We start from the raw sequence: 25899 nt of genomic DNA on the forward strand, positions 1-25899 counted from the left end.
CAATATGTTGAATGGTATCGTCGCTCTTTCGCTGCGCTACAAGCTCCTGGTCTTGCTGGGGTTTGCGCTCGTCATTTTTTTTGGCGTGCGCGCCTTTTTCACCGTGCCGGTGGACGCCTTCCCGGACGTGACGCCGAACCAGGTCAACGTCTACACCGAGTCGCCGGGTCTCGCCGCCGAGGACGTGGAGAAGCTCCTCACGACGCCGATCGAGACGGCCATGGCGGGGCTGCCGGGCGTCGAGCAGATCCGCTCCGTGTCGCTCTTCGGTCTGTCCTATGTCGGTATCTATTTCAAGGACGACGTAGACATTTACTTCGCCCGGCGCCTGGTCGGCGAGAAGGTGCAGGAGGCGAAGGAGCGCCTGCCCCAGGGCTACGGCGAGCCCTCCCTCGGACCGAACAGTTCGGGCCTCGGGCAGGTGTTCTGGTACACGGTGGAGTCGGCGGACGAGAAGCTCTCGGCCATGGACCTGCGCACGCTCCACGACTGGAGCGTGCGGCTCATGCTGCGCACGGCGCCCGGGGTGGATGATGTCACCACTTGGGGCGGCCAGGAAAAGCAGTACCAGGTCCTCATCCATCCGCAGAAGCTCATCAAATACAGCCTCTCCTTCAAGGCTGTCATGGAGGCCCTGGCCGCAAACAACCGGCAGGTAGGCGGGCAGTACGTGAATCTCGGCCAGGAGCAGTATCTGGTGCGCGGCCTGGGGCTGGTGGCCAACACCACTGACATCGGCAACATCGTCGTCGCCGAGCGCGAGGGTGTGCCGATCCACGTGCATGAAGTGGCCGAAGTGAAAGAGGGCCCGGCGCTGCGCTTTGGCGCCGTGACGCGTGACGGCAAGGAAGTGGCGCTGGGCATCGCGCTCGCCCGCATCAACGAGAACGCCAAGAACGTGGTTGACGCGGTGAAGCAGAAGCTCGAGTTGGCGCGCCAAGCGCTGCCGGCGGGCGTGACCATCAACCCAGTCTACGACCGCACTGACATCGTCAAGAAGGCTCTCAAGACTGCCGAGAGCGCACTGGTGGAAGGCTCAATCCTGGTCGCCATCGTGCTGTTCCTCTTCCTCGGCGAGATCCGCTCGGCGGTGGTGGTGATCGTCACCTTGCCGCTGGCGATGCTGATCGCCTTTCTGCTGATGCAGCATTTCGGCCTGTCTGCCAATCTGATGTCATTGGCGGGGCTCGCCATCGGTATCGGCATGATGGTGGACGGCGCCGTGGTCATGGTGGAAAACGGTTTCCGCCTGTTGTCCCACCAGGCTGGCAAAGCGGTTAACCGTACCCACGTTATCTTGGAGGCGGCGCGCGAGGTGATCAACCCGATCGCCTTCGCCATCCTCATCATCATCGTCGTCTTCCTGCCACTATTCTCGCTGACCGGTCTCGAAGGCAAGCTCTTCAAGCCGATGGCGCTCACCATCACCTTCGCCATGGCGGGCTCGCTCGTCCTCACGCTGACCCTGGTGCCGGTGCTCTCGGCGCTGATCCTGAAGCCCAAGGAAGAAAAGGACACCATCCTGGTGCGCTGGGTCAAGGGCGTATATCTGCCCCTGCTCGATTGGGCGCTGGAGAACAAGAAGAAGGTGATCGGCGCGGCGCTGGCGCTACTGGTAGCAGCACTCGCCACCTTTCCCTTCCTCGGCAAGGAGTTCATGCCCACGCTCCAGGAGGGCGCGATCATGTTCCGCGTCACCGGCATTCCCTCCACCTCGCTGGAGGAGTCCGTGCGTGTCTCCCAGAAGATGGATGCGACGCTCAGGCAATACTACCCGCAGACCAAGTCGGTGCTGGCGACCATCGGACGCGCGGAAAAGGGCGAGACCACCGACGCCAACTATATGGAGGTGCTGGTGGATGTGAAGCCCCGGGAGGAATGGCCGGAGCAGATCTCCATGCCGGAGCTCTCGGACCGGATGAAGGAGACGCTGGAGCAGGCCATACCGACCGTGGTCCTGGGCAATACCCAGCCGATCCAGATGCGCGTGGAAGAGCTGATTTCCGGCGTGCGCGCCACGCTGGCCCTGAAGCTCTACGGCCCTGACCTGGCGACACTGGATCGCTTGGCCGCCCAGATCAAGCCGGTGTTGGGGCAGGTGGCCGGCATAGCCGACCTCTCGCTGGAAGCCAACAAGGGCAAGCCACAGCTCGTAGTGAAGGTGAATCGCGAAGAGGCCGCTCGCTTCGGCATCAACGCCGACGAGATCCTGGAAGTGGTCCAGGCCGGCATCGGCGGCAAGGCGGTGAGCACCCTCATCGACGGCGTGCGCCGCTTCGACATCCAGGTGCGCCTCGACAGCGCCTTTCGCGACACCCCCCAGGCGATCAACGACATTCCGCTGCGCACGCCGACCGGGGCCTTGGTGCCGCTCTCCCGCGTCGCCACCGTGGATACCGACGAGGGATACACCTTCGTGCGCCGCGAGCAACTGAGCCGATATGCGGTGCTGCAGATGAATGTGAAGGGCCGTGACGTGGACGGCTTCGTCAAGGAGGCGGACGCGAAGATCAGAGACCAAATCAAGCTGCCTGAAGGCTACCGGATCGAGTGGGGCGGCGCCTTCGAGAACCAGCAGCGCGCCATGGCGCGACTCGCCCTGATCGTACCGCTCACCATCGGCCTCATCTTCGTCCTGCTCTACACGGCCTTCAATTCGCTCACTCACGCCACGCTGATCATCGCCAACGTGCCCTTCGCCATCATCGGCGGCGTGCTCGGGTTGGCGGTCACCGGGCAGTACGTGTCGGTGCCCTCGGCCATCGGCTTCATCGCAGTGTTCGGAGTGGCGATGCTGAACGGCATCGTGCTGGTGTCCTTCCTCAATGACCAGCGTCAGCAGGGATTGACGATCCGCGAGGCCGTGCGCCGAGGTGCAAGTCTGCGCCTGCGCCCGGTGCTGATGACGGCGTCGGTGGCGATCCTCGGTCTCGTTCCCATGCTGCTTTCGCAGGGCGTGGGAGCTGAGACCCAGCGGCCGCTGGCCACGGTGGTGGTGGGTGGGCTCTTCACATCCACGGCGCTGACGCTGCTCCTGCTGCCGCTCATGTACGAGTGGGTGGAGATGCGGCGCGAGCGTAAGGCTCCGTCGGCCGACTGACCTGACCAAGACAAGGAGAACTCCCATGAAAGAGATCAAGGCATACATCCGGAAATACCGCATCGCCGACGTGGTGCAGGCGCTGCGCGACTCGGGTCTGTGCGATCTGGGCGCCAGCACCGGCTGCCACAACATCACGGTGGTCCAGGTGCTGCGACCACTGGCCAGTGCAGATCCCGCGGACCAGCACTATTCGATGGAGCTCGCCGAACCCGTCGTGGCCGAATTCAAGCTGGAACTCGCGTGCCCGGACGACTTGGTTGACGCGCTGTCGGACCTCATCGCCAAGGCGGCGCATACGGGGCAGCCCGAAGCGGGATGGATTTTTGTGACCGATATTCAGCGCGCAACTGAGATTCGATGAGCGCCCGAAAACGAACACGATTCGCGAAATGACATGGCAGACCCACTCGGCAAGGACATCCCGCAGGAGAACGAGATCGTGCAGAGCCAGCACGGGAGGCGGTCACGCCTGAATCACATTGATGGAGGACATTATGGGATTGTCGAGAAATTGCTGAGAGGGATGGCGGGTATCACGGCGGTTTACGCTGTGATCATCATGGCGAGGGAGATGGGTATCCAGATTTCCTTTCGTTGAAGCAATGGTTCCCATCGCCTGTACCAACGGAGATATCCCTGGCCATGGTTTCTGATGAATCGAGTTTGTTATTTGCAAACGCAATCCGGCGTGCCGTCGTGAACAATTGTCACGACAAGAGATGATCGAACAGGCACGGCAAATGTTCGAAAAGATCTCGCACGTCGCCATAGGTATGTGGCGACCGTACCGGATTGCCGCACAGAAGGTGCTGCCCAACGCCAAGATCGAGGTGGACAAGTTCCATGTGGTCAGTAAGGCCAATGCCGCGTTTGACGCGGTTAGGCGCAGCATCGGCAACCTGGACAAGAAGAAGCCGAAGTTCGAGGATATGGCAATGAGGCGGATGGCCTATTTCATAATGTCCAGCATGGAAGATGAGGAGGAATTCGAAACTCGGATTCAGACCCGCCAGGGCAGCCTCGGATGCGACCTGTCCGCCCTGGTGGCTATTTTTGACTCAGGGCAGTTCTAGGCCGTAAACCGGCTCCGTCCACCGGAAAATCCGGAAGCCCGATTATTTAACCCAACGAAAGGAAAGACCCATGAAATCGACTCATCTTGTCGCTGCTTTTGCCTTGTCCCTATTCGGCCTTGCCTACGCCGCCGGAGATCACGATCACGGCCATGAACACAAGGCATTGCATGGCGGCATCGTGAACGAAGTCAAGGATGTGGACTACGAACTGGTGGCCAAGCCTGATTTGGTGCAACTGCATCTGCGCGATCACGGCAAGCCGGTGGATGTCTCGAAGGCCACCGCCAAGCTGACCATTCTCGTTGGCACCGAGAAACAGGAGGTGGAATTGAAACCGGTTGGTACCCGATTCGAAGCCCAGGGGGCTTACAGGATTGCGGGTGGCAAAGTCACCGCTTTGGTGTCCGTCCCTGGCAAAGCGCCGGCAACGGTTCGTTTTGCATTGAAATAGGAGGAACTCTCAATGCCTACGCCAGCAAAATGGTTTACCGCACTTTTGATTGCTTTTGCGCTCGCCGGGTGTGCCGGGCACTCCCATCGGCTGGCGTCGGGCAATGCTTTGGAACGCGTCACTGGTTTCTTCAACCACGAAGGCAGCCAGGAACCGACGATGGTTCTTGACATCGACGGGATTCGATTCGAAGGAAGCGGGTTTGAGATTCAGCGGGGCCAGAATCTGCCTGGACTGCGTCGCATGTTTGGTCCCGGCAAGCACTACGATCGAATCATCAGCAGCCTCGACACAGATCATCTTGTTTACTCGGCAAACCCGGAACTGCGCGCCAAAAGTGGAGAGACGATTCGGTGCTTGTTGGTTTGGAATTCAGGTCAAGGTCCAGCCGGGGTCTGCACAAAGTCTGATGGAAAGCAGATTGATGTTCGTTTCCAATGACTCGGGACAAACTTGTTTCGGGAACACGTTTGGAGATCATCATCAGCCATCCATGGTAGGTAGCGACATCGGCGTCCTTGGCGGAGGACTCGCCCGTCAGTTGTCGTCTGGAACGGCTGCTGCACTTTACTACCTGCCCTTCGGCCGGCGACGGGCCGAAGGGCAACAATGGACATTAGAATAGGCACGAAGCAGACCGACAAATTGCACTTGTCATCCGGCCGCATAGGGGTCGGAAGTGACTATTCGGCTTGTAATGAACGGTGTCGGAGGTGTCCTGCAGAATAGCCACGGTGTCGGCATTGTTTCGATATCTGGCACGATACCGGAGCGCCGATGGGGCGTGGTGAATGCCATTTACCGCACGTTTGTCCTGTGCCCGTAGCGGCACTTGTGTCCAGCAGCGACGCCTGGAGCCTTGAAGGTCGGCGTTGGGATGAGATTCTGAACCCATGGTCATGCCCATCGGCATGCCTCGTTCAACCGTTCAGGAGCCCTCCGCATGAAATTCACGCAAGCCGAAATCGACGCCATCATCGAAGCGTCACCCCGTACCTTCGTTCCCTTCAACAAGCTGGTCCTCTCGCAGGACTATCAGGCGCGCGCCGGTGGCAACACGCCGAAGATGAGCATCGTCGAACTCGCAGCCTCGATCAAGGAAAGCGGGGTGCTGCAAAATCTCGTGGTCGTGGAAGGTGCTCGGGGCCACTACGAGGTCTGCGCCGGTGGCCGTCGCCTCGAAGCGCTGGCCCTGCTGGTGACCAGAAATGACATCGCCGGCAACTACCCGGTCCCGGTGCTAATCGTCCCTGCCGACAAGGCGCTGATCGCCAGCATCGCCGAGAACTGCTTCCACATTCCGATGCATCCTGCCGACGAGTTCGCCGCCTTCGCCAAGCTGACCAGGCAAGGCAAGTCGGTCGAGGACGTGGCTGCCGCCTTCGGCGTCACGCCGTTGGTGGTCAAGCGCCGCATGAAGCTGGCAACGGTCTCGCCCAAGCTGATAGCCCTGTTCCGCGACGATAAGATCAGTCTGGACTGCCTGATGGTGCTAGCCTCGGTCGATGACCACGAGAAGCAGGAACAGGCGTGGGCCAACCTGCCATCGTGGAATCGTCATCGCCGTACTTGACGTACTCGTCATAGACATAGCGCGTGCGGACATCGACCCATTTCCAGCCTTCGGCCTGTACCTAGGATGCTAACGGCTTCCCGGCCATCGGTGAACGCTTGGGCGCGAAAGTGCCGCGCCCGAGCATAATCGAGGGACCCGGCGGGCGTGACTAAGCCGTGCTGTGCTGCGCGTCGGTGGCGTCGTGAGGGGAGGCGGCCACAAGATCTTCATCTGTCGTCGCGGGTGTGTTACGCGACGGGCTGGCTCCCAAATACGCACATGCGGCTCTTGCCCGCGCATGCCCCGCCAACTGCGACACCGCCAGCCGCGCCGCCCGAGCCAGTTCCGGTGATACCGGCCCGCCACCCCGGACCGGGGACGGCACACCAGCGATGTCTTCATAGGCATTGTTAAGAACCTCGTGGCGCAAGCCGTGACCTGTCGCACCTCGCTTGCGCAAGGTGATGCCGAATTTCTCCAGGACGTAATCCAGCCGCCGCAGGTTTCGCTTCAGGTCCCGACGCGGATCGCCCATGTGGGCGTCGCGACTGTCGACCACGCCTTGGGCAAACGCCAGCGCTGCCAGATGGGCCGTGCTGTTCAGGGGAATCCAGCGCACCCGGCCGCCCTTGCCCTTGACCCATGCATACCGATCTGCCTGCTGCTGGTTCTCTGGTAGCCCGGTCTCGCTGAACGGCATGACGTGCTGGAATGGCCGGAACTGCACCGACTCCTTGCGCCGCAGCCCCAGGGTCGACATCAGCCGCAGCGAGGCGCCGACACGGAGGTCGAACTTGCACACCTCGGCGATTACCGCATCCGCATCGATCCCTTGGGCCGTCCAGCTCTTGTCACGCTGGGCCGACTCGTGGCGCTGGTACTCCTCCAGGCTCAAGCCGTAGTGGCCCGGCTTGCGCACGAAGCCGTGCTTGCCCATCCACATCGCCAGCCCCCGCAGGAAGCTCAGGTAGGTCTGGATCGTCGCCGGTGCCAGATGCGCCTGCTGCCAGACCTGCACCATGGCGTGGATGTGCTTCTGCCCGAGGTTGCGCGGGTCCGGCACCGTCTTGAAGCCCGCCTTCAGTTTCAAGTCGCGAAAGAAGCGCCGTAGAAACTGCCCGCGTTCCTGCCGCGTCTTATGCGAGACGGTTTTCTCCAGCGCCGTGTGCTGGGTGTTGAAGAGTTTGATCAGGACCTCCAGCACCTTGAGCGGCGGCGCCTTGCCCGGCTGGTAGCGGGCGAGGATTTCCTGGGGTGTCTTTCCCGCCCAACCCTGGGGGCGAACGGGCTGCTGCTGGCTCGAGTGACCGGGGCTGGCAGGTTCCTGCAGCCGGCGGCGAGATATACGGCGAACGGTGTTGCTGGGGATTGCGTTCGACATGGTCATAGCTCCTTGGTCGGAGGCCCGCCGCCCGAACGGCAAGCCGATGTTGGCGATGAAAGTGGAATCCAGTGCAGTTCCCGGCAGGACGGATTCCGTTGCCAGCGCCGGTCAGTGGTCTAGAACTTCGGCACCGCGCGCGACCACCGCGTCGCGGCACCTACCCAGGGGTTCGTCGGCAGCGCGTCTGCGCTCGCCAACTCGGTCGGTCTTAAAAACGAAACGGGTTGATCCGGCCCATCCGTGCATTTCTGCAGCCATGGGGGTTGTGATGCCGGCCGGCCTCTGGGGCAGGACTTCAGCATCAGCGACGAGGTCGGGCCTCGCGCCGTCTGGTGGATCGGTTCTGGAGTCGTAGCGCCATCCACTCGCATGGGTCCGCCCCTGACCGAAAGTCCAGGGCGGTGTCGAGGGTGTGAGCGAAGACGCGCGGGGAGCCCAAAGGGGCAAACACAACCGCGCGCTGCGGGGAACGCGTGCTCAAAGGATGGCGGGAACAGGGGCACGGCATCGGGTGCCGGCCGGGTGCTCTGTTGGCCGTGGTGCGCTTCAGGGAGCGCCTAGCGATGAACGCTGGCCACGCCACGGCGACTTGCACTACGAGAAAGACCTCGTGACCGCCGCCTCAAGGGCGACGGCATTGCCGGTTCGAGACCGGCGCTTCAAGGGCAGGTAACGACTGCGACGCCTTTTGCTCCGCGATGGAGCGGGGCCAGGATGGCCCTCGGGAAACCGTAGTTGACGCCAAGCGGGTAGGGCGGTCAAGCGGGCGGCTTGCAAACGCGCCGATTTGCCGGCGATTGCGGGTGGCACTTGCTCGTTCGGGAGAGTGCGGTAAGGCGCATTTATTGTCGCGAAGCGGCGGGCAACGAGGTGGCGGGCGGGCTTGACGGGGGAAATCTCTGCCTCTGGTCCTGAGCTGGGCAACTCAGGGCGATGCTCGCGCGCTGACCGCTCCGGCGGCATCTGCCGCGCATGGGGTTGATGCCCGCCATTTGAATGAGAGCGTAGTGACACACACGCAGCCCCGCCGGGGGATGACGCTTTCAAGTGTCAGCGAGATGTCCGTGCATCGCCGGTTCGCTGACAGCGGGCCGGGCCCGATGCCGAAATAGGCCTCTTTGAGTGGGGATTCCGTGTGGCGGGATCAGATCGCCCTGTCGATGCTGATCGACCTCAACCCTTCCTTGGAGCCATGCTATGGAATTGATCGTCAGAGCGGTGGATGTCGGATCCGGCAACACCAAATTCGTCACGGCCGCGGCCGGTACCGACATCCGCTGCGCCAGTTTCCCGTCCGTTGCCTATCCGTCGAGCGACGACTCGCCGTCGTGGCCGGCCAGTGAACGCAAGAAAACCGTGTGCATCCCCATCGGCCCGCTGTTCTACGAGGTCGGGCCGGACGTGAATCTCGCCGCCGATACCTTTCGCGCCAAACAACTGCACGATGAATACACCGAGACGCCCGAGTACATGGCGCTGCTGCGCGGGGCGCTCAGCACGATGAAGCTGAGCCGCATCGACCTGCTGGTGGTGGGGCTACCGGTGGCGCTCTTCGCGGTCAGAAAGGCGGCGCTGGAGAAGGCCATGACCGGTCGGCACGACGTCGGCGGCGGCAAGACGGTGACCGTGGGTAAGGCCCTGGCCGTGGCTCAGCCACAGGGGGCGCTGGTGCACTACGCCTCCGAGCACGAGAAGATGGCGGTCATCGGCAACGAGCAGAGCTTGATCATCGACCCGGGCTCGCGCACCTTCGACTGGCTGGTGGCGCGGGGCATGCGGCTCGTGCAGAAGCAGAGCTACTCCTTCAACCGCGGTATGTCCGATGTGCTGCGCCTGCTGGCGGCCGAGATCACCAAGGACATCGGCTCGCCCTACCGCGACTACGATGCCATCGACCTGGCGCTGCGCACCGGCAAGCAGCCGATGATCTTCCAGAAGCCGTACGACATGAAGCGCCTGCTGCCCTTGGCCGAGACCGTCGCTGAGCAAGCCGTGTCGTCGATGAAGGAGTGGATCGAGGCACCGCACAGCTTGCAGAACATCATCCTGGTCGGCGGCGGGGCGTTCCTGTTCCGCAAGGCGGTGAAGGCGGCGTTCCCGAAGCACCGCATCCACGAGGTGAAGGAACCGATGTTCGCCAATGTGCGAGGTTTTCAGCTGGCCGGGCAGAACTACGCGCGCAGTTCAATGGCAGCCACCGGGAAGGAACGCGTCCAGGGCGTGTCGGGAGAGATTGAATGAGCACCGATCATGTGAAGGATCCCAAGCCCATTCGTCTCGTCTTCGAACTGGCGCGGGCCGACCATCCGCGTCTGTATGACGAATTGATACAGTTTCACAAGGGTACCAAGCGGGTCAACCGCCTGCGCGTGCTGGCCTACGATGGGTTGCTGGCGCAGAGCGGTGTCTTCGCCGGCATGGGACGTGGCTCGTCTCATCTGTCTTCCGCAAGTAGCGCGCAGGAGGGCAATGGCGACATCACCAACGACCTCTTCGCGCCAGCGATCGATGCGTGAGCCGGCCATGGGCAAACGATCGCGCCGGTCGGTGAGCGGCCGGATGGTCAGTGCTTCGGACCTGGCACAGATGGGCCGCTGCGAACGGCTGGTGGTATTCGAGCATCTCCATGGAAGCCGGCGTACGGTTTGGCAGCAACAAGCCCGGGCACGCGGGCTGGTCGAGCATGAGCACTTCTATAGGGAAGGTTTGGCGGCTTCCGCGCAGGCCGGACGGAAGGGGCGCTGTTTCATCGCCACCTGCGTGTTCGGCGACCACCCCCGTGTTTGAGGAAGCTCGACATTGTCTCTCCGCCAAACTGATTGCGAATTCTGAATGGCCGGACGTCGGGGTAGTTCCTGGGATCGGGTGTCCTCGCTGCGCTGCGTGTAGCACCAACCTGAAGACCCTGCTGTGTCTATTCAGGTCATTTCTGCCCGCCCTTTCAAGAGGGTTGGATGGCGAGTTATTTTGCTGCATAATCGTTTTTGAGCAACGAGCATTGAATGTAATTGATTTGACGCAGCCTTAACCAAGTGGATGCCGACTCCTTGCTTGCATCATCGTTTTTGAGCAAACGAAAACTGTATTCCCTGGAGACGCCGCATGACCGGACTACCGACAGAACTGATTGGTGCTGCCTGGCTGGCGCAGACCTACGGAGTGATGCCGCTGGGGAGACCGCCTGTGATCAGTCAGATCGGGGGGCGGCGCGCGACCCAAGTCGACAACGGCTTCCGTTCGGAGGTCTATACGGAGGCCATGCGGCCAGCTGCGGAGTCGGCGGCGCACCTGCAGTTTCACCTTCGTCACGAGGTACCCCATCTGGAATTCCTCGCTCGCCTCTTCGAGCGAAGCGGTCCGGATTTCGTCCAAGCCTGGGTCATGGCCGAACCGACCGGGCAGTATGCCCGTCGGGCTGCCTTCCTGTACGAATGGCTGACGGGAGAGACGCTGGCGGTGCCGGAGCGCCTGGGGGGGAATTACATCGATGCCATTGACGACGCCAAACTGGTGGCGGCATCACCCGACCGGGTCGTCAAAGTGCAGCGCTGGCGGGTGAATGACAACCTGCCGGGGGCTCGGAATTTTTGCCCCATGGTGCTCAAGACCGATGCGGTGAATCGGGCTGCCAGTCTGGACGTGCCGCGCCTGTTCGGGGAACTGACCGCCGAGTTTGGCGAAGACCTGCTGATGCGGGCGGCAGTCTGGATGACGCTGCGGGAGAGCAAAGCAAGCTTTGCCATCGAAGGGGAAGCCGATCGGGCAGGGCGGGTGCAGCGTTTTGCGGATGTGATGGCGCGGCGCACCGGTCAGGGAGATTTACCGTTCAGTGATGCCGCGCTGGCCGAGTTGCAGCGGGAAATCCTGGGCGATCGGACAACGATTACCCATTTCGGGATGCGCCAGTCTCCCGTGTTCGTCGGCGAGACTGTGCGCTACCAGGAGGTCGTGCACTACGTGGCGCCACCGGCTGACGAGATCGCCGCGATGCTGGACGGGCTGCAAACATTCTTGGAAAGAACGCAAGGTCAGTCGCCCACGATGCGTAGCGCAGTGGCGGCTTTCGGCTTTGTCTACATCCACCCGCTGGCCGACGGTAATGGCCGTGTGCATCGGTTCCTGGTCAGCGACGTCTTGCGTCGCGATGGCGTGATCCCGGAGCCTGTGATTCTGCCCGTATCCGCCGTCATCACAGACGACGCCGGGGAGCGGCGCGGCTATGACCGGGTGCTGGATGAGGTGTCCAAGCCCCTGATACAGGCCGTGCGGGAGCAGATCGTGTTCGAGCCAGTGCGGACTACCTACCAGGATGGGGTGGTGTCGAATTTCGCCTTCCACGGTACCGAACAGGCCAGGCCGCTGTGGCGTTATCCCGATCTGGGGCCTCACGTGGTGTTCCTGTCCAACGTCATCGGGCGGACCCTGAGCGAACAGATGCGCGAAGAGTCTCGTTACCTGCGTAGCCATGCACGGGCACGCGCTGCACTCAAGGAGGTGGTCGAGATGCCGGATCAACAGGCGGACAGGGTGCTGCGCTCGCTCGAGCAAAGCCGTGGCGAACTCAGCAATGTGCTTGCCAAAGAAATGCCTGTGTTGCGGCAGCCCGGTGTGTGGGCGGAAATCGTCGAAGCTGTTACCCAAGCGTTTCAGGATTAGGATAGGACAAATCAGGACAGGGCCACGTTGCGGCAGCGAGCAGGCGAGGTGATAGGATGGTTTGCTTACGGTCATACTCCATCACCTCAACATGGACTGCCTTGTTTCGCTCAGGGATGTCCCATCGTAGGCGCTTCGTTAGCATCCCGGCAACAAATTCATGTAGCGATGCAGTAAAGCCCTGGACGAAGGGCTCCTTCCCTATCTCGACCGGCGATAACACGAAAGCGGGCAGATATCTATCGAGGGCGAATGGTATGTCGCGCAGCCTCGACGAATAGAACCAGGCTGTTCGTACCCAGGAGGCCTTGTACCTGGCCTGACGGTGACGCAGTTCTGCATTCGCCTGCGGCGATACGAAATCTTGATTTGCGGCTATGCTCTGGGCTTAGGTGCTTTCTGGATTTGTCAGCTAACACTACGCGTTACTACGCCTTGTCTTCAGGGGCTCGATTGAGTCTTCCCTTTATCCTTTTGGTAAGCGCGATTTAGAAAATCAGCGAAGGAGCCGCTAGAATTTCATCAGATTAAAAAAGTACTGTGCCTGTGCTCCCACCTCTGCATATACATTTGCTGGCTCATCCCCGCTCCGATGTGGCCAACGAGCTTGTCCAGGCGTTGTGGGCCCGACTGGTTGAAGCGCCAGCCAGCGGTGGTTTACGCGTGCCGGTCTTTTTTGCCCCAGATTGCGGGGATGATATGCCACCCACGCTCGTTGGTGACGGTGCCATAAAGCTTGATGCTGCCCAGCACACCCTTGTCGTTGTACTGGCAGATGCCCAGATGTTGCGTACTGTGCCGAGTGGAACGGGCCGAAATTGGCAAAACTTCGTCCGGCACCTTCGGGCGCAGACACCTCTCGATATCAGCCCGCACCATCTATTACCAGTAGCGATTGATCAGGAGGGTTTTCGAATCAACGATCAGGGGCATGTGCTGCCGGCGCTCTTGAACGCATCTTTAGCCGAAAGTGCCGCGATCGAACAGCGGCTGGCCGAGTTGTCCTTTCACGTCGCTGCGCGTGCGCTCCAGTTATTGGAGCACGGCAAAGTTCCTGCCGTTGCACCAAGCCGCATGCAGGCACCGGTCTGCCTCTTTCTAAGTCATGCCAAGGCCGATCTTGATCCGGGGTGCCATGACCCTGTACGTTATACGGCTGCCGCCTGTGATGATGAGGCATTCCCAATCGAGCGATGGTTCGATGCGCGCGACATTGCTACTAGCCAAGACTTTGTCGACGCTATCACCGCCGGAATTCGGGATTGTTCCATCATGGTGGCCTTCAAAACTGACCATTACAGCGCTCGCCCGTGGTGCAGGTGCGAGGTGCTGGAAGCGAAGCGTTTGGGGGCCCATATATTGGTGGTCAATGCTCTGGAGAAGGTTGAGCCGCGCAGCTTTCCCTACGGTGGTAATGTCCCGGTAATTCGGTGGAACCTGGCTGGTCAGCCGGAGGTGGAAGCCCGTCGCGTCATTGATCGGGCAGTGCTTGAGGCGCTGCGCTTTAAGCACAATCGCGCAGTGCTGGAAACCTGGGCGGAACCGGGCGATCTCATATTGCCAGCGCCACCAGAGGCACTCACATTGGCGGATATGATCAAGTCCGGTACTCATCAGTCCTGTCTTTATCCAGATCCACCTCTCGGGCGTGAAGAGCTTGAGGTTCTGTTCAAATTACGTCCGGATGTGCATTTCGTTACCCCGTTGACCCGACTGGCTGCACGGATTAAACCCAAATTGTCGAAACGCTTTGTGTGAGTATTTCGGAAAGCGGTGACGCTCGTCGCTATGGTCTGTCCGACCTTCATCTCACCGCGCTCAGCGACGAAATACATCTTTACTTGCTTCTGGCCGGGTTGAAGATCGCCTATGGCGGCGCCTTAACCGGGAGTTTCCCGCAAGGCTATAACTTCACATTGCGCCTGTTCGATCTCGTTCGAGGATATTCAAAACTTGCCGAGGGGGTGAGCGCTCAGCCACTCACTGTAGCTGTCCTTAACGTCGCGCCATGGCCGCTTCGACTTAATTATGGCGATCGCGAATGGGCTTTGTTTGATGGCGAGGTGGCGCGCTATCAGGAGGGGCCGCGCCCTGATCTTCCGTGGAGCGACGATGACTTGTTTCCATTGCATGGGGAGAAACGCAATTTGGCAGCGGATAACCCGCGCAAGCGCTATGCGTGGGCTCACGGCCTGACAGCCATGCGGCAATCCATTACGGTTTGTAGCCAAGCACGCCTCGTCTTGGGCGGTAAGATGACAGGATTTGCAGGTCTGGTTCCTGGCGTCATTGAGGAAGCTTGGATGTCTCTCAACCAAGGGCAGCCTGTGTACCTTGCCGGCGGCTTCGGTGGTGCAGCAAGAGCCGTTTGTGACTTGCTGCGAGGTTACGAGCGGAAAGAATTCAACGAGGATTGGATCGGTCTCAATGTCGCTGGCTACACGGACGCGGTCGGCTGCTTTCCTGCCGATACCACGCGGCTTAATTTGCTGCCCCGCATCGGCTCCGAAATCGCGGCTCTTGCTGGCGAAGATTTGGGCAAAGTTTTGAAGAATGGTCTCGACGATAGTGAAAATCGCGAACTCATGGCGAGCACCGATGCTCGCCAGATTACCGAATTGGTATTAAGAGGGGTAGGTCGTCTGTAGCCCGGCTCGTCGGGCTACGAAAGGATATTTCGAATCCGATTTCCTGATGCTTTAGGAATACCATCGGTCGCCAGTGCGGTTATTCGCGAAGCTATCTAAGGTGTTGTCCGGCGGCTTCTTGTCCCTTTGCAGGAAGGCTTGGTGTATCCAAGCCTGTACTTGGGATGGATTGTTGCTCCAGTCGTACAAATTGGCGAAACCGAATTTAATGTTGTAGTGGAGGCGCGGCGGGATGGTATAGGGGTCGTACTCTTTCGGTCCGGGTTTAGCGTAGGTAGGCAATAAAATCCCCAATAGACCAGAGCGAGGGTTATGCTGGGTGTGCCGAATGCTTGAGCCAATCTCCCAGTCCACATGTTTCCGCTGCCAAGTTTGTGATCCGACCAAGACAACGGTCACGGTGGAGTCCCCCAAATACTCGTCACGAATTTTCTGGCGAATGGTTTCCGTCTTCATATTTTCAGGAATGTCGCCAATTTGGACCGACCTGGAGCGCATGATGTCGTGCTGATTGGCAAATAACTCCTCGAAACTATCGCGGTAGTGCTGATCGTTTGCGTGGTGATAGCTCACGAAAACCTTGTGACGTGGTTTCGGGGGAGGGGAAAATCCGAACATTGAGCTTAGGCTCCTTTAACGCAATATTCATTGTATTGGATGTGCTGGCCATTCATCTATCGGCGCAGCGGCAGCTAGAATACGCAGTCATAATTTTGTGATCAACCTTTCTGGGTGTCCGAAATGAATACGTGGTTGTGCAGGGTATGGACCGACAGTGAAAATCGGGCAACACCGGCGTCATCAAGTCAGCATCAAGGATCCATTCGAAAATCTGTGTATGGCAATTTATAGCCGACGTCCGTGTAAGCGTGCGTTCTTATCGGTAATCGTAAGCAATGCGATGCACGGCTGGAGTTTTGTGCCTACGACCATGAGCTGATGCTCATGATTGCCACTACATTTCTCTCCTCAGCAGATATTGCGCAGCATCAGGATGACCTCCGTGAATACCTCTACTTCGATCACCTCGGGTGGTGCCACCTGGAGCGAGTGGTTAAAACAGCATGCATTTGGTGACCTTTTTGCCAGAGAAGGTGACCGGAAGCTGTTTGATCAGCTAACCTGGCAGCCCGGTGAGGCAGACCGCTTAGCAGCGTGGCAACTCTACACAGAACTACGTACGCGCATCGCGACCCAGGCATTGCCTTATGGCCGGGGTGATGAGGCGACGGCACTCAAGAGCGTATATCAACTCTTCGAACTGTCGCGTACCGCTATTTGTCGCTACCCGGAGGGCAGGCACTTTGCGTCGCTGATGGTGCGTGTTCTGAATCAGAGGGTCCGTCCATTTACTGCCAAGTGGCATCGATTGAGCGCAGATGGGGGGCTTTCCAATGCCGACGTTCGGTTTCGCTTCCGAGGCGAACTTGATGAACTACGCCAGTTTCTGGCGCAGTTTTGTCGCCTGCTTGGAGTGCTTGTGGAAGATCCCGAGGCCGAATTCTCCATTGGCAACGTATCTGGCGACGAAGACGAAAAGAATTCGGAAAGTCTTTGGAAGCCTTTAGCCTTTGGCATATCGAACGGGATTTCAATCGTTAATGAGTCGAACAGGATTGATTCTGCGGAAAAAGACGAGATTCGCGCCCGGCGGCGTTATTACGGCTGCACCAGTTCTAATGATGACGCTGATGCCATTGGGCTGGCAATCTCAGGCGGCGGTATCCGCTCTGCAACATTTGCGCTCGGCGTCGTACAGACACTAGCCCGCAAAGGCATCCTGCGCGACGTTGATTATTTGTCGACAGTGTCAGGTGGAGGCTATCTTGGTGCATTTATTAGCTCGTTTCTAAATGACCCTGCCTCGGAGACCAGCCTCTGTCCGGGACATCTGCCATTCGGTGCGACCGGACAGCCCGAGGCAAAGAGCGTGCGTCACTTACGGAACCACAGCAAGTATCTCAGTGAGGGCGGGTTCAAAACATTTGCGACGATCACGGGGCTCGGTGCATACGGTATCTTCGTGAGCATATTGCTACTGATGCCACTACTCTTGATCGGAGCATTAACTGCCGTGCTCTGGTTTGGCGAGTCTTATCGAAACGAAACCTATAGTGTGCTCCCCCTAGGTTTGGTAACGGCGGTGGAGCTTACTGGGCTGGCTGCTAGCGTCCTGCTGCTGCCAGTCGTGCACCTATTTGGACCGAGTCGGCGCTGGAAATCTAACTGGGAAAGTGTTTGTGTCTGGCTGACGGTTTTCGGCGTGTTCTTCTTGGTGTGCGAGGCCCTGCCAGCAATCTATCATCTGATTCGTTTGAATATTGGTATCAGCTCTGCGCTTGTTGGCGCAATGCTCTTCCCGTTTGTCGCAGGGGTACTAGGGCTAGGCTTGGGCGCAAAACGACACACCGGTAGATTCGTTTTAGGGTTGATTGGCCTGTCCGGTCCGCTGTTTGTCATGGCAGGCTTTTTTGGGCTATGCGAATTGTTGGTAACGTATTTCGTAGCAAGTAGCTTTCTGCACTGGGCGGTGCTGCTCTTACTGGGCCTCTACACTGTTTTTGCCGTCAATATCAATTTTGCGTCACCACATCGCTTCTATCGAAATCGCCTTGCACGTACTTACTTGACGCGTCTGCTCGGGCAGAATGGAGCAGGGGTTGTCGACCCACAGCCGTTGTCGCAGATGAATTGTGCTGCCAAGGCTCCATATCACTTGATTAATGCAGCTGTGAATATTCCGGCATGTGTTAATCCAGACCTTCGTGGTCGCAATACCGATTTCTTTCTTTTTAGCAAACACTTCTGTGGTAGCCCGATTGTCGGCTATTCGCCAACTGCCGAATGGGAATCTGTCGATGCTCATCTCGATCTGGGTACCGCAATAGCAATTTCTGGCGCAGCTGCTGCGCCACATATGGGCACACTTAATACCGCGCGCTATCGGTTTTTGTTAGCAATGCTCAACGTCCGTCTCAGCTACTGGTTGCGCCGCCCGAATCCGAAGAGTTGGTGGAGATCTATTCTGCCAGTCGGTGCCTGGTACTTTTTTCACGAGTTGACTGGCTGGATGAACGAAAAAACAAAATGCCTGAACTTGTCCGATGGCGGTCATATAGAGAATCTGGGAATCTATGAACTTCTAAGGCGGCGCTGCAAATTCATTATTGCGATTGATGGCGAGGCTGATCCGACACGCTCGTTCGGGGGACTGCTGACACTGACCCAATTGGCTCAGATTGACCTTGGTGTGTCGATCGAGCCTGATCTCTCTGATCTGCGTACAGAGGCAAACGGGCATGGGCGCGCGCATTTTGGATTGTCGCGTATCGATTATCCCAATGGTGAGCACGGTCTGTTGCTCTACATCAAGTCTTCGCTGACTGGTAACGAGTCAGAGTTTTTGAAACGGTACCAAGCGGAAAATCCAGATTTCCCGCACCAGAGCACGCTGCAGCAGTTGTTTGGCGAAACCCAGTTCGAGGCGTACCGAGCACTTGGCGAACATATTGCGGACGACTTGTTTCGTAAAGATCTCGTTGGTGATTGGGAGAACAGTTTTCGCGTGGAAGGCTGGTTCAAACGTCTGGCGAAGAGTCTACTGTAGGAACATCTCCATACAGGGGGTATCGACGAACGTTCCACGCAGCGCATTGATTTAGAGTTGATCGGATTATTGAGCACGATAGCTATTTCTCCAATCCCATGAGATTTCGTATGTGCGCCAAAGCGGTGTTTAAGCATTCGCAGAAATTATTGGAGTCCGACCAACAGCGCTGGAATAAGGGCAGGCCATTATCCTCGTTGATGGAAATTTCCTAGGGCTCGCCCCGCCAGTGTGCCAATCTAAAACACTGATGTGTTACAGCAAAGTTGGCCCAATAAAACATTTTGCGTTATTTTTGCTTTGTTTGCCACACGCAATTACCAAGGGTTTTCGGTGGCTCCAATGTGGCGAATTTTGTTCTGGTAATGTGCAAGCCGAAGTGCATATACTTGCTCAATCAGCACACGATTTGCGTAGATTCCAAGAGTTGGACTGTTACCAATAACAGATAGACGGGCTACGCTGATGTGTTCCTGACCAGATCAGAATAGGTTAGCAGAGGCGATACTTGGCCTAGCCGTTGGTAAAAGGGGAAGATGGTGTCGCGCAATGTTGCGAACGTGTTTATTAGTCATGTACACGAAGATGATTCGAGGCTGGGCGCTCTCAAGAGTCTTATGGCGAATAATGGGCTGCATGTGCGCGATGGGTCGATCAATAGCGACAAGCCGAATGCGGCCAAGAACGAAGCCTATATCAAGAGTGCGATTCTTGCTCCGCGGATTCAGTGGGCCGGTACCCTCGTTGTGCTCATCTCGCCACAAACTAAGCAGAGTGAGTGGGTCAACTGGGAGATTGAATATGCCCAGTCCCTCGGTAAGCGGATTGTCGGTGTTTGGGATCACGGGGCAGCAAATTGTGATGTCCCGGACGCACTTGATACTTATGCAGATGCTGTTATTGGCTGGCAAGGAGCGCGGGTAATCGACGCGATCGCCGGCAAGATCAATAATTGGGAAACGTCAGAAGGGGCTCTACGTGAGCCTCGGCAAATCCCTCGTTACGGTTGCTGAGCAGAGAATATGCGGCTTTTTTCTTACGTGGTTGCCCGTGACTATGGTTTTGCACCCAATCCATTTTACGGATTCTGCACGTTGGCGACGTGCAAGCCTGGTATCAGGCAGTCGGCACATGTTGGTGATTGGGTTGTTGGACTGACATGTGTCGGTGATCGTGCATCACGCGGACTTGTTTATGCCATGCAGGTATCTGAGGTGTTGGCCTACGATCAGTATTGGCGCGATGCCCGATTTTCTGAAAAGCGTCCTGACCTGCGGGGCAGTGTGAAACGGGCTTTCGGGGACAATATCTATCACCGAGCCGATCCAAGGGGGCTCTGGTTGCAGGCTGACTCTCATCACAGCTTTGAAGATGGATCACTCAATAGCGCCAATGTTGAGAACGATACCCAATCCGACAAGGTGCTAATTGCGACGCGATTTACATACTGGGGCAAATCTGCTCCCGATGTCCCCTCCCATTTGCGTGACTTTCAAGGGCATGATCTTGTTGTCGGCAGGGGTTATAAGAACAGTTACCCACTGGATTTTGTTCGAGCATTTGAGGCGTGGTATGACTCTTTGCATGTGGAGGGGTATCAAGGCTCACCATATCGATGGTGAATGCGGAGAGGGGGCGTATGGGTTTCGTTGTGCATTCGCTAAGGTCAGTAAGCTTTCGTCTGGCCTCTATTGGGTATGTCTCTACACCAGAGTTGTCAGCCGTTTGGTCGTAAATTCATCATGAGATGCTTCAATTACAGTGCTTTCACCGTAATCGGTTAAAACTTTGAAGTGATGCGCCAGCATCTTTCGCCAGTCAAATTCACTTGATACATAAAGCGTAATGGACCTAAATTCAGCCAGCGGGACACTAACTTTTCTCCATGTAACGGATTGCCATCTTTCGGCCTCTGCGACGGTTCAAACCATTGATCGGAAAACCAAAGCGCGGGGAGTAGATCAGCCACGGCGATCAAGAGTCCTTCAGGATGCGCTCCACAAACTGGCTGAAGACTTCGAACAAAGAGGCATGACCATTGATGGTGTATTGTTTTCCGGTGACGGTACGCTCAAGGGCGATCCAAATGGTCAATTAGAACTACGTAAGATGCTTCTTGCCGAGCTAGGCCGTATTGGGATTACTCCTGCCAACATCATTGCAACACCGGGTAATCACGACATTGTTGCGGGAACAGAGCCAAATAGTCCGGAAAGGTATGGTTTATTTCAGGACGCTTGGCTCCAGTCGGATCCAGTGGTCGTGCCGTTCCTCGAAGGCATTCACGACATCAACGATCTCGATATCTCATCACATGTGCTCAGGGCCCCCCAAGGCGATTGGGCTGCGTTCCCGATTAATACGGCGAACTGGTCGCAGTTAAGAATCTCCGATGACGAGGATGCTGAGATCGCCGACCTCAGGTCTCTTATCAAGGCAGATGGTAATGCCAAGCGTATTTCAACCTTGGATCGGCTATGCACCTACGATATTGCACGGGTGTCTGACGATCAGTTGGAAGCACTACGAAAAATGGTTAAGGAGGTGGGTGATGTTCGCCTTCGAATCGCCGTTCTCCATCATCATTTGCTACCCGTTGATGGGCGGGAGGAATTTAAGTCATTCGAGAGCATTACCAATCTTGGGCTGCTCCGGCAGGTGCTGCGTGATCTTGGATTTCACGTCGTCGTGCATGGACACAAACATGCCACCGCAGCCTACTACGATCACATTTACCCTGATCACTCTGCTCAGCAGAGTGCGCATCGGGTGCTGACTATATCGGGTGGCACCTTCGGACCGAGTTCGCAACATCCCGATACCCCGTTTCAGCTTATTAAGTTTGAGGGTATACCTCACGCACCAAGATGCACGATTGAATCGCTGAGTTCTGCAGTCGCTGGCCGCAGTCAAAAAACATCGAAGTCTCCTACCTACCGGCTTTGGGAAGATGATCCGACAGCAAGCGGGCCAGCGACGGTCTTTGGGACATCGATCGATGACGTCTATGTGCGGGCAATTCAAATGGTCAAGGATGCCCCCAATCGACCCATTATCTGCACCATCGATTTTTCCCCCGAAGATGAGCAGCTTCCTTTTCCCAAAGACTACCCCCGCGACGGAACCCCTGAGGAGAGGCGCGAGTGGTTTGGCGAGACAGTTCAGTGGTGGCAACTGCATGCTTCTCGAATCGAGGCCAGAATTCCCTATCTTCACGGCAGTCGTCTCAAACGATTCGGGGGAGCTTTGATCAAATTAAGCGCGTGGTTGATCTGATCAAAGAGGAAAAGACGACCAGTAAAGCCATTGCCCTAGTTGTTGATCCGGGGCGGGACTTTGGCGGAGATAGCCCTTTCGCTTCATTTTGTTTCGTTCAATTTTGCCTTCGTCCAGACAAAACGCTGGACTGTATCGGTTATTACCGTGCCCAAGAGTTTCAGTCCTGGTGGCCTGTCAATGTTGCCGAGTTGCGCTACCTGCAATTGGAGGTAGCAAAAAAAGCAACGGTCACACCTGGGAAAATAACCACCATTTCCCCTTACCCCCGCCTTAGTAAGGATCAGGACAATATTCGGCAACCAACGAAGGTGGCGGTACCGTTGATTGATCAGTGGGTAGACAATCACCCGGTTCGCATAGCAAAAATTGCGTTGATGCTGACGAACAATACCGCCACGCCGGATCCAGAAGGCATTCTGTTCTGGAATCGTTGTCTTGCTGATTTGGAGCAAACCGCAAATACAAAATTTCATCAGGATGGTGTCCAGGTAGCTATCGACGGTATAGAGCTACTGTTGCACTGGCTGGAGGCGACGACTGCTACCAAACAAATTGTCGATCCGATCCGGGGGTGCTAGAGACCAACAAGCTCTATGATCGAGGCCCGAAGGAAAGTCCCGATTTCACATCTTGGCAAAGAACGATGAGAGAGAAGTTGAGTTGCTTACGTAGCTTGCAAAAATCCTCCCTTGGTATCACTGATGAAATTTCGTCCTGAACGATCCTCTTCGCTGATATCCGCTCAAACTTCAATCAACAGAAATGGTTAATGGTGGCTATCAAACTCCTACCAAGTGCATCAGCAAACGGATTTTTCGAGTCAGCCAAGGAATCTGATTCATGATCCACCTGTTTGAAGGCAATACGGCTGATGAAATCTGGCGTCGGGCTGCAGATGACCTGATTCACATGGAGATGAACTCGCTTCAGGCAAGTCGTCTTGGCCCCATGCGCGAACGCATGCACAGTGGTCTCCATTTGCGCGATCCGCGTCAGCGCTGGGTTTTGTCGCGCCGGCCAGCGATAAATCCTGCTTTTGCCATTGCTGAACTGGTGTGGATACTGCAAGGACGCAACGATGCCGCTTTCCTGAATTATTGGAATCCGGCCTTGCCCAATTTTGCCGGCCATGGTGATACCTATCACGGTGCTTACGGATATCGCCTACGACGGCATTTAGGGGTAGATCAACTCGAACGGGCATACCAGATATTGGCTAGCAATCCGGATAGCCGGCAGGTTGTGCTGCAGATATGGGATCCGCGGATTGATCTCCCGCATCCCGATGGTACTGCCCGTAATGCTGATATCCCCTGCAATGTCATGGCTATGCCAAAAATCCGTGCCGGAAAGCTCGAGTGGTTGCAGGTAATGCGGAGCAATGACCTCTTTTTGGGTACCCCCCATAACTTCGTTCAGTTCACATCATTGCAAGAAATCATGGCCGGCTGGCTCGGCGTTGAAGTTGGTTCATTTGTCCTGATGGCAGATAGTCTGCATCTCTACGACAGTGATATTGAGAAGCTGGCAGTTGCAGAGCAAGCTCCTTTGACGGCAAACAACGATCGCCTTAATCTGAATAAAAATGAATTTGATAGAGTTTTAGCTCTGGTCGGTGAGGCAATGGATGAATTGCGCTCGGCCCCCTTGTTACCCGCACGATTTGTCCAATTGATTGAACGCAACGATCTGCCAACAGCTTGGCATAATCTGCTACGTATCGTTGCGGCAGATTCGGCGCGTCGGCGTAATTGGCGGGATGAAATGAAACTGGCCTCCAGTTCCAATACCAATCCAATGCTGGATGCCGCCTGGCGTGCTTGGGGAGAAAGATGTGAACTGTCCTCTGCAGGAGAAGCAAAGCTCCTCTCATAGTTATTCAGTATTCATGACGAAGCTACGATTTTTAATATCTCGTCAGCAACCAGATCAATCCGATTTTCATTTTTGATTGAGACTACCGGGTACTTAGCGGATTCCTGCTCAGCCAACTTCCGATAAGTCTGTGCTATCTCCTGTGGAACTGATGTCGACGAACGGCTCATCAGGAAAAGGGTTGTCGGCGTAACCTCCTGCCAGATCAAATGCTCGACGGAGAGTAGTCGATTGAGTTGTGCCACAGGCACTTTGGCGGCACTGCCGTAGATCCAAGTCGACCACCAGTATCGATCTAATAAGACCGTCTCACCCCGACGGAGCAACGGCAAAATGCGCTGCTCGATGGTATCGACATGGGCTGCGACATGGAGGATTTGCAGGCTCAGCGCTGACAAGCCTTCAACACCGAATTGGGCTGGCTGATGATGCAGCGCATAGATATGAGCCCCCAGCGTTCCAGATTCTCTACCTGGAAATGAAAATCGTGAGCAGGCCTGACCAGAGTCATGGAGGCGTTTTTCTACCGCCTCGATGGTGGTCGTTTTGCCCACACCATCGGGGCCTTCAAATACGAATAGCCTGCCCATTATTCAACTTTCGTATCAACAATGTCGTCACCATCATTCATTTTCAATAGCCTCATCTTCGGTCGCATCTCGAATGCCTGTATGCCATGAATCTACTGCAGCTGCTTGAGTAGCAGAGGCGCCCAGGGATTGGGGGCGGGTGATTGGGGTTGTCGTTCAACGCTGCAATCAGCATGGTTGGTATTCTCAGTAACTGGTGGCAATCACGCTGGCGACTGCAACGGTGCTGGTATGGCTGACGCTGACTAGCCATCCCGCAACTGTCCGCTCCAGTGCCAACTCGGATAGTTTTCGTTTGAGAACGACCGTTGGCGCTCCGGACTCCAAAGTGACGACTTCGACGTCGGTAAATGCAATGCCATTTCCCCATCCTGCACCTAGCGCTTTCATGACAGCCTCTTTGACGGCAAAGCGGCCTGCCAAACGCTGTATCTGAGTCACACCATCACCGGCAGCAGACATTTCGGCTTTGGTGAAATATTTATCCAGGAAGTCTTTGGCCGGATCTCTAAAGAGTCGGGAGAAGTCAGCGATATCTACGACATCGAGTCCGTGTCCAACTATCGAACCACGGCTCGGGCAATCATCTTGCCTTGGCGTGGGTTGAGCTCGACTATCGGGCTCTGAGGTCAAAGCGGATCACCTAAATCGAGTATCTTTTGCCTCCCGGGTCTCGCCACAGGTATTTCCTGATCGGATTGTCTTGTAATCTCTCCGGCAGAAAAGCTGGCCGCGATCTTTTCATTAATCCCCCATTTGGGTGGATACCAAGGGTCGACGAGCGCGCCGATGGGTGAGAATTTCTGCTTGATTCTGGTCCGGCCTGAAATTCCTGAGATGTCTGGATGGGCTACGCGTGCATATTTGTCGACTTCGCAGAACAGGTTCTGGCAATCAATAAGCTGCAACCTGCGCCCCCAGAGTGACTGGAACGAGATGCCCAGGCGTTCGAATTCGCGTTCTTGGTTATCGACCATCAAGCGAATGAGTTCCGCCTCGTTGAGTCCGGCGCTATCGGCAAAGCACTTCCGGATTCCATCCTTGGCTCCGGGGCCCGGGATGACAAAATCCATCTCGGAAAAATTGGTGATCTCGCTGTAATTGATGTCGGTCACAAACTGATAGGCGAGAAAGTCGCCGATGGTTGGATAGCTTCGCAATAGCTCAAAAGCCTGCTGCATTCTCTGCATCTTCTCGAGTTGTCCAGCCAGGTTGTCGGCCATCATCCGTTCGAGAAGACGAAGGTGGTTTTGGTGCTTGGCGCTATGGCCGAAGGCAGCGCTTCCCGGAGGCATGATGTAAGCTGCAGAGTAGATACGTTTGCCGGCCCGCATCGCTTGGCTCAAGACCTCATCGTAGTGTTCGAAGCGGTAATCCTTGAACGTGATGGCGCCGAATGTTTGCTCAAGCAGTTTCCAGGTTTCGATTTTGTTGAACAGTTTGAACAATAGCGTTCGAAACAAAACTTCGGCGCCCGAGGTCGGGAGGTCTTCTCGGTAGATGACATGGCGAACGAGATACTGGCTGACCCGGTCGGACGCACGGTAAGCGTTTGTGAATTTATGTGCCAAAACGATCGGGTCCGTTGTCCACGGACCTGGCTCGCCAGCCAGGCGACGGAAAAAGACGTTTTGTCGTTCCACCGCGAAGCGCCAGTAGCTATCAAAGACAGGGG

The 25899-nt window shown here is 56.9% G+C and carries 23 protein-coding genes; 18 read left to right on the forward strand and 5 right to left on the reverse strand.

Features of this window, described 5'->3' with window-relative positions; translation table 11 throughout:
* Positions 1–4: 4 nt before the first annotated feature.
* From NQE15_RS13700 to NQE15_RS13730, 7 genes are all read left to right on the forward strand, one after another.
* Entirely contained in the window at positions 5–3100 is a 3096-nt protein-coding gene (locus NQE15_RS13700; protein ID WP_265942195.1) for an efflux RND transporter permease subunit, read from the forward strand.
* Between the two features lie 25 nt (positions 3101–3125).
* Positions 3126–3464: a P-II family nitrogen regulator gene (locus NQE15_RS13705; protein WP_265942197.1), complete on the forward strand. Its 339-nt coding sequence runs from the start codon at positions 3126–3128 to the stop codon at positions 3462–3464.
* Positions 3465–3497: 33 nt separating this feature from the next.
* Entirely contained in the window at positions 3498–3701 is a 204-nt protein-coding gene (locus NQE15_RS13710) for a hypothetical protein (protein ID WP_265942199.1), read from the forward strand.
* Between the two features lie 142 nt (positions 3702–3843).
* The gene (locus NQE15_RS13715; protein ID WP_265942201.1) at positions 3844–4176 is read left to right on the forward strand and encodes a transposase; all 333 of its coding nucleotides are present in this window, start codon (positions 3844–3846) and stop codon (positions 4174–4176) included.
* 70 nt (positions 4177–4246) lie between these two features.
* Positions 4247–4630 carry a hypothetical protein gene (locus NQE15_RS13720; RefSeq protein ID WP_265942203.1) on the forward strand — a complete coding sequence of 128 codons (384 nt, stop codon included), beginning with the start codon at positions 4247–4249 and terminating at the stop codon, positions 4628–4630.
* A gap of 12 nt (positions 4631–4642) precedes the next feature.
* Positions 4643–5071 (forward strand): hypothetical protein, encoded by a 429-nt coding sequence (locus NQE15_RS13725; protein ID WP_265942204.1) that lies wholly within the window; start codon positions 4643–4645, stop codon positions 5069–5071.
* 502 nt (positions 5072–5573) lie between these two features.
* A complete protein-coding gene (locus NQE15_RS13730; protein WP_265942206.1) occupies positions 5574–6203 on the forward strand; it encodes a ParB/RepB/Spo0J family partition protein in 630 nt (209 codons plus the stop codon).
* A gap of 151 nt (positions 6204–6354) precedes the next feature.
* Here NQE15_RS13730 and NQE15_RS13735 read toward each other — a convergent pair whose 3' ends face one another.
* Positions 6355–7566: a phage integrase N-terminal domain-containing protein gene (locus NQE15_RS13735; protein ID WP_265942208.1), complete on the reverse strand. Its 1212-nt coding sequence runs from the start codon at positions 7564–7566 to the stop codon at positions 6355–6357.
* 1200 nt (positions 7567–8766) lie between these two features.
* Here NQE15_RS13735 and NQE15_RS13740 point away from each other — a divergent pair.
* The 5 genes from NQE15_RS13740 (at position 8767) to NQE15_RS13760 (ending at position 14873) form a co-directional block, all read left to right on the forward strand.
* On the forward strand, positions 8767–9810 hold the full coding sequence (locus NQE15_RS13740; RefSeq protein WP_265942210.1) for a PRTRC system protein D: 1044 nt from the start codon (positions 8767–8769) through the stop codon (positions 9808–9810).
* The gene (locus NQE15_RS13745) at positions 9807–10085 is read left to right on the forward strand and encodes a hypothetical protein (RefSeq protein ID WP_265942212.1); all 279 of its coding nucleotides are present in this window, start codon (positions 9807–9809) and stop codon (positions 10083–10085) included. Before NQE15_RS13740 ends, NQE15_RS13745 begins: the two co-directional genes overlap by 4 nt.
* Positions 10086–10671: 586 nt before the next feature.
* A complete protein-coding gene (locus NQE15_RS13750) occupies positions 10672–12225 on the forward strand; it encodes a Fic family protein (protein WP_265942214.1) in 1554 nt (517 codons plus the stop codon).
* 570 nt (positions 12226–12795) lie between these two features.
* Complete coding sequence (locus NQE15_RS13755) at positions 12796–13983, forward strand: toll/interleukin-1 receptor domain-containing protein (RefSeq protein WP_265942216.1); 1188 nt, start codon at positions 12796–12798, stop codon at positions 13981–13983.
* Positions 13980–14873, forward strand: a complete 894-nt coding sequence (locus NQE15_RS13760; RefSeq protein WP_265942218.1) for a hypothetical protein — start codon at positions 13980–13982, stop codon at positions 14871–14873. The genes NQE15_RS13755 and NQE15_RS13760 overlap by 4 nt, the downstream gene beginning before the upstream one ends.
* 51 nt (positions 14874–14924) lie before the next feature.
* Here the strand turns inward: NQE15_RS13760 and NQE15_RS13765 are convergent, their stop codons facing one another.
* Positions 14925–15491, reverse strand: a complete 567-nt coding sequence (locus NQE15_RS13765) for a TIR domain-containing protein (protein ID WP_265942220.1) — start codon at positions 15489–15491, stop codon at positions 14925–14927.
* A gap of 385 nt (positions 15492–15876) precedes the next feature.
* Between NQE15_RS13765 and NQE15_RS13770 the strand changes: the two genes are divergently transcribed.
* From NQE15_RS13770 to NQE15_RS13795, 6 genes are all read left to right on the forward strand, one after another.
* Complete coding sequence (locus tag NQE15_RS13770) at positions 15877–18480, forward strand: patatin-like phospholipase family protein (protein WP_265942222.1); 2604 nt, start codon at positions 15877–15879, stop codon at positions 18478–18480.
* Between the two features lie 539 nt (positions 18481–19019).
* Positions 19020–19493: a TIR domain-containing protein gene (locus NQE15_RS13775; protein WP_265942224.1), complete on the forward strand. Its 474-nt coding sequence runs from the start codon at positions 19020–19022 to the stop codon at positions 19491–19493.
* Between the two features lie 9 nt (positions 19494–19502).
* Positions 19503–20102 (forward strand): hypothetical protein, encoded by a 600-nt coding sequence (locus tag NQE15_RS13780; RefSeq protein WP_265942226.1) that lies wholly within the window; start codon positions 19503–19505, stop codon positions 20100–20102.
* A gap of 223 nt (positions 20103–20325) precedes the next feature.
* Entirely contained in the window at positions 20326–21756 is a 1431-nt protein-coding gene (locus NQE15_RS13785; RefSeq protein ID WP_265942228.1) for a metallophosphoesterase family protein, read from the forward strand.
* On the forward strand, positions 21744–22337 hold the full coding sequence (locus tag NQE15_RS13790; protein WP_265942230.1) for a hypothetical protein: 594 nt from the start codon (positions 21744–21746) through the stop codon (positions 22335–22337). Before NQE15_RS13785 ends, NQE15_RS13790 begins: the two co-directional genes overlap by 13 nt.
* A 262-nt stretch (positions 22338–22599) precedes the next feature.
* Entirely contained in the window at positions 22600–23634 is a 1035-nt protein-coding gene (locus NQE15_RS13795) for a thymidylate synthase (RefSeq protein ID WP_265942232.1), read from the forward strand.
* Between the two features lie 11 nt (positions 23635–23645).
* Here NQE15_RS13795 and NQE15_RS13800 read toward each other — a convergent pair whose 3' ends face one another.
* From NQE15_RS13800 to NQE15_RS13810, 3 genes are all read right to left on the reverse strand, one after another.
* Entirely contained in the window at positions 23646–24224 is a 579-nt protein-coding gene (locus NQE15_RS13800; protein WP_265942234.1) for a dTMP kinase, read from the reverse strand.
* Between the two features lie 186 nt (positions 24225–24410).
* Complete coding sequence (gene acpS / locus NQE15_RS13805) at positions 24411–24857, reverse strand: holo-ACP synthase (RefSeq protein ID WP_265942236.1); 447 nt, start codon at positions 24855–24857, stop codon at positions 24411–24413.
* Positions 24854–25867, reverse strand: a complete 1014-nt coding sequence (locus tag NQE15_RS13810) for a nucleotide kinase domain-containing protein (RefSeq protein ID WP_416336465.1) — start codon at positions 25865–25867, stop codon at positions 24854–24856. The genes acpS and NQE15_RS13810 overlap by 4 nt, the downstream gene beginning before the upstream one ends.
* Positions 25868–25899: the final 32 nt, after the last annotated feature.

The organism is Dechloromonas sp. A34 (assembly GCF_026261605.1).
Taxonomy (GTDB): Bacteria; Pseudomonadota; Gammaproteobacteria; order Burkholderiales; family Rhodocyclaceae; genus Azonexus.

Bases quoted from the DNA above. Each gene is read 5' to 3' on its own strand.
- NQE15_RS13715 (WP_265942201.1), top strand. From the start codon at position 3,844: ATGTTCGAAAAGATCTCGCACGTCGCCATAGGTATGTGGCGACCGTAC.
- NQE15_RS13765 (WP_265942220.1), bottom strand. From the start codon at position 15,491: ATGTTCGGATTTTCCCCTCCCCCGAAACCACGTCACAAGGTTTTCGTG.
- NQE15_RS13705 (WP_265942197.1), top strand. From the start codon at position 3,126: ATGAAAGAGATCAAGGCATACATCCGGAAATACCGCATCGCCGACGTG.
- NQE15_RS13800 (WP_265942234.1), bottom strand. From the start codon at position 24,224: ATGGGCAGGCTATTCGTATTTGAAGGCCCCGATGGTGTGGGCAAAACG.
- NQE15_RS13780 (WP_265942226.1), top strand. From the start codon at position 19,503: ATGCGGCTTTTTTCTTACGTGGTTGCCCGTGACTATGGTTTTGCACCC.
- NQE15_RS13720 (WP_265942203.1), top strand. From the start codon at position 4,247: ATGAAATCGACTCATCTTGTCGCTGCTTTTGCCTTGTCCCTATTCGGC.
- NQE15_RS13725 (WP_265942204.1), top strand. From the start codon at position 4,643: ATGCCTACGCCAGCAAAATGGTTTACCGCACTTTTGATTGCTTTTGCG.
- NQE15_RS13740 (WP_265942210.1), top strand. From the start codon at position 8,767: ATGGAATTGATCGTCAGAGCGGTGGATGTCGGATCCGGCAACACCAAA.
- NQE15_RS13745 (WP_265942212.1), top strand. From the start codon at position 9,807: ATGAGCACCGATCATGTGAAGGATCCCAAGCCCATTCGTCTCGTCTTC.
- NQE15_RS13730 (WP_265942206.1), top strand. From the start codon at position 5,574: ATGAAATTCACGCAAGCCGAAATCGACGCCATCATCGAAGCGTCACCC.
- NQE15_RS13700 (WP_265942195.1), top strand. From the start codon at position 5: ATGTTGAATGGTATCGTCGCTCTTTCGCTGCGCTACAAGCTCCTGGTC.
- NQE15_RS13795 (WP_265942232.1), top strand. From the start codon at position 22,600: ATGATCCACCTGTTTGAAGGCAATACGGCTGATGAAATCTGGCGTCGG.
- NQE15_RS13750 (WP_265942214.1), top strand. From the start codon at position 10,672: ATGACCGGACTACCGACAGAACTGATTGGTGCTGCCTGGCTGGCGCAG.
- NQE15_RS13710 (WP_265942199.1), top strand. From the start codon at position 3,498: ATGGCAGACCCACTCGGCAAGGACATCCCGCAGGAGAACGAGATCGTG.
- NQE15_RS13785 (WP_265942228.1), top strand. From the start codon at position 20,326: ATGGACCTAAATTCAGCCAGCGGGACACTAACTTTTCTCCATGTAACG.
- NQE15_RS13735 (WP_265942208.1), bottom strand. From the start codon at position 7,566: ATGTCGAACGCAATCCCCAGCAACACCGTTCGCCGTATATCTCGCCGC.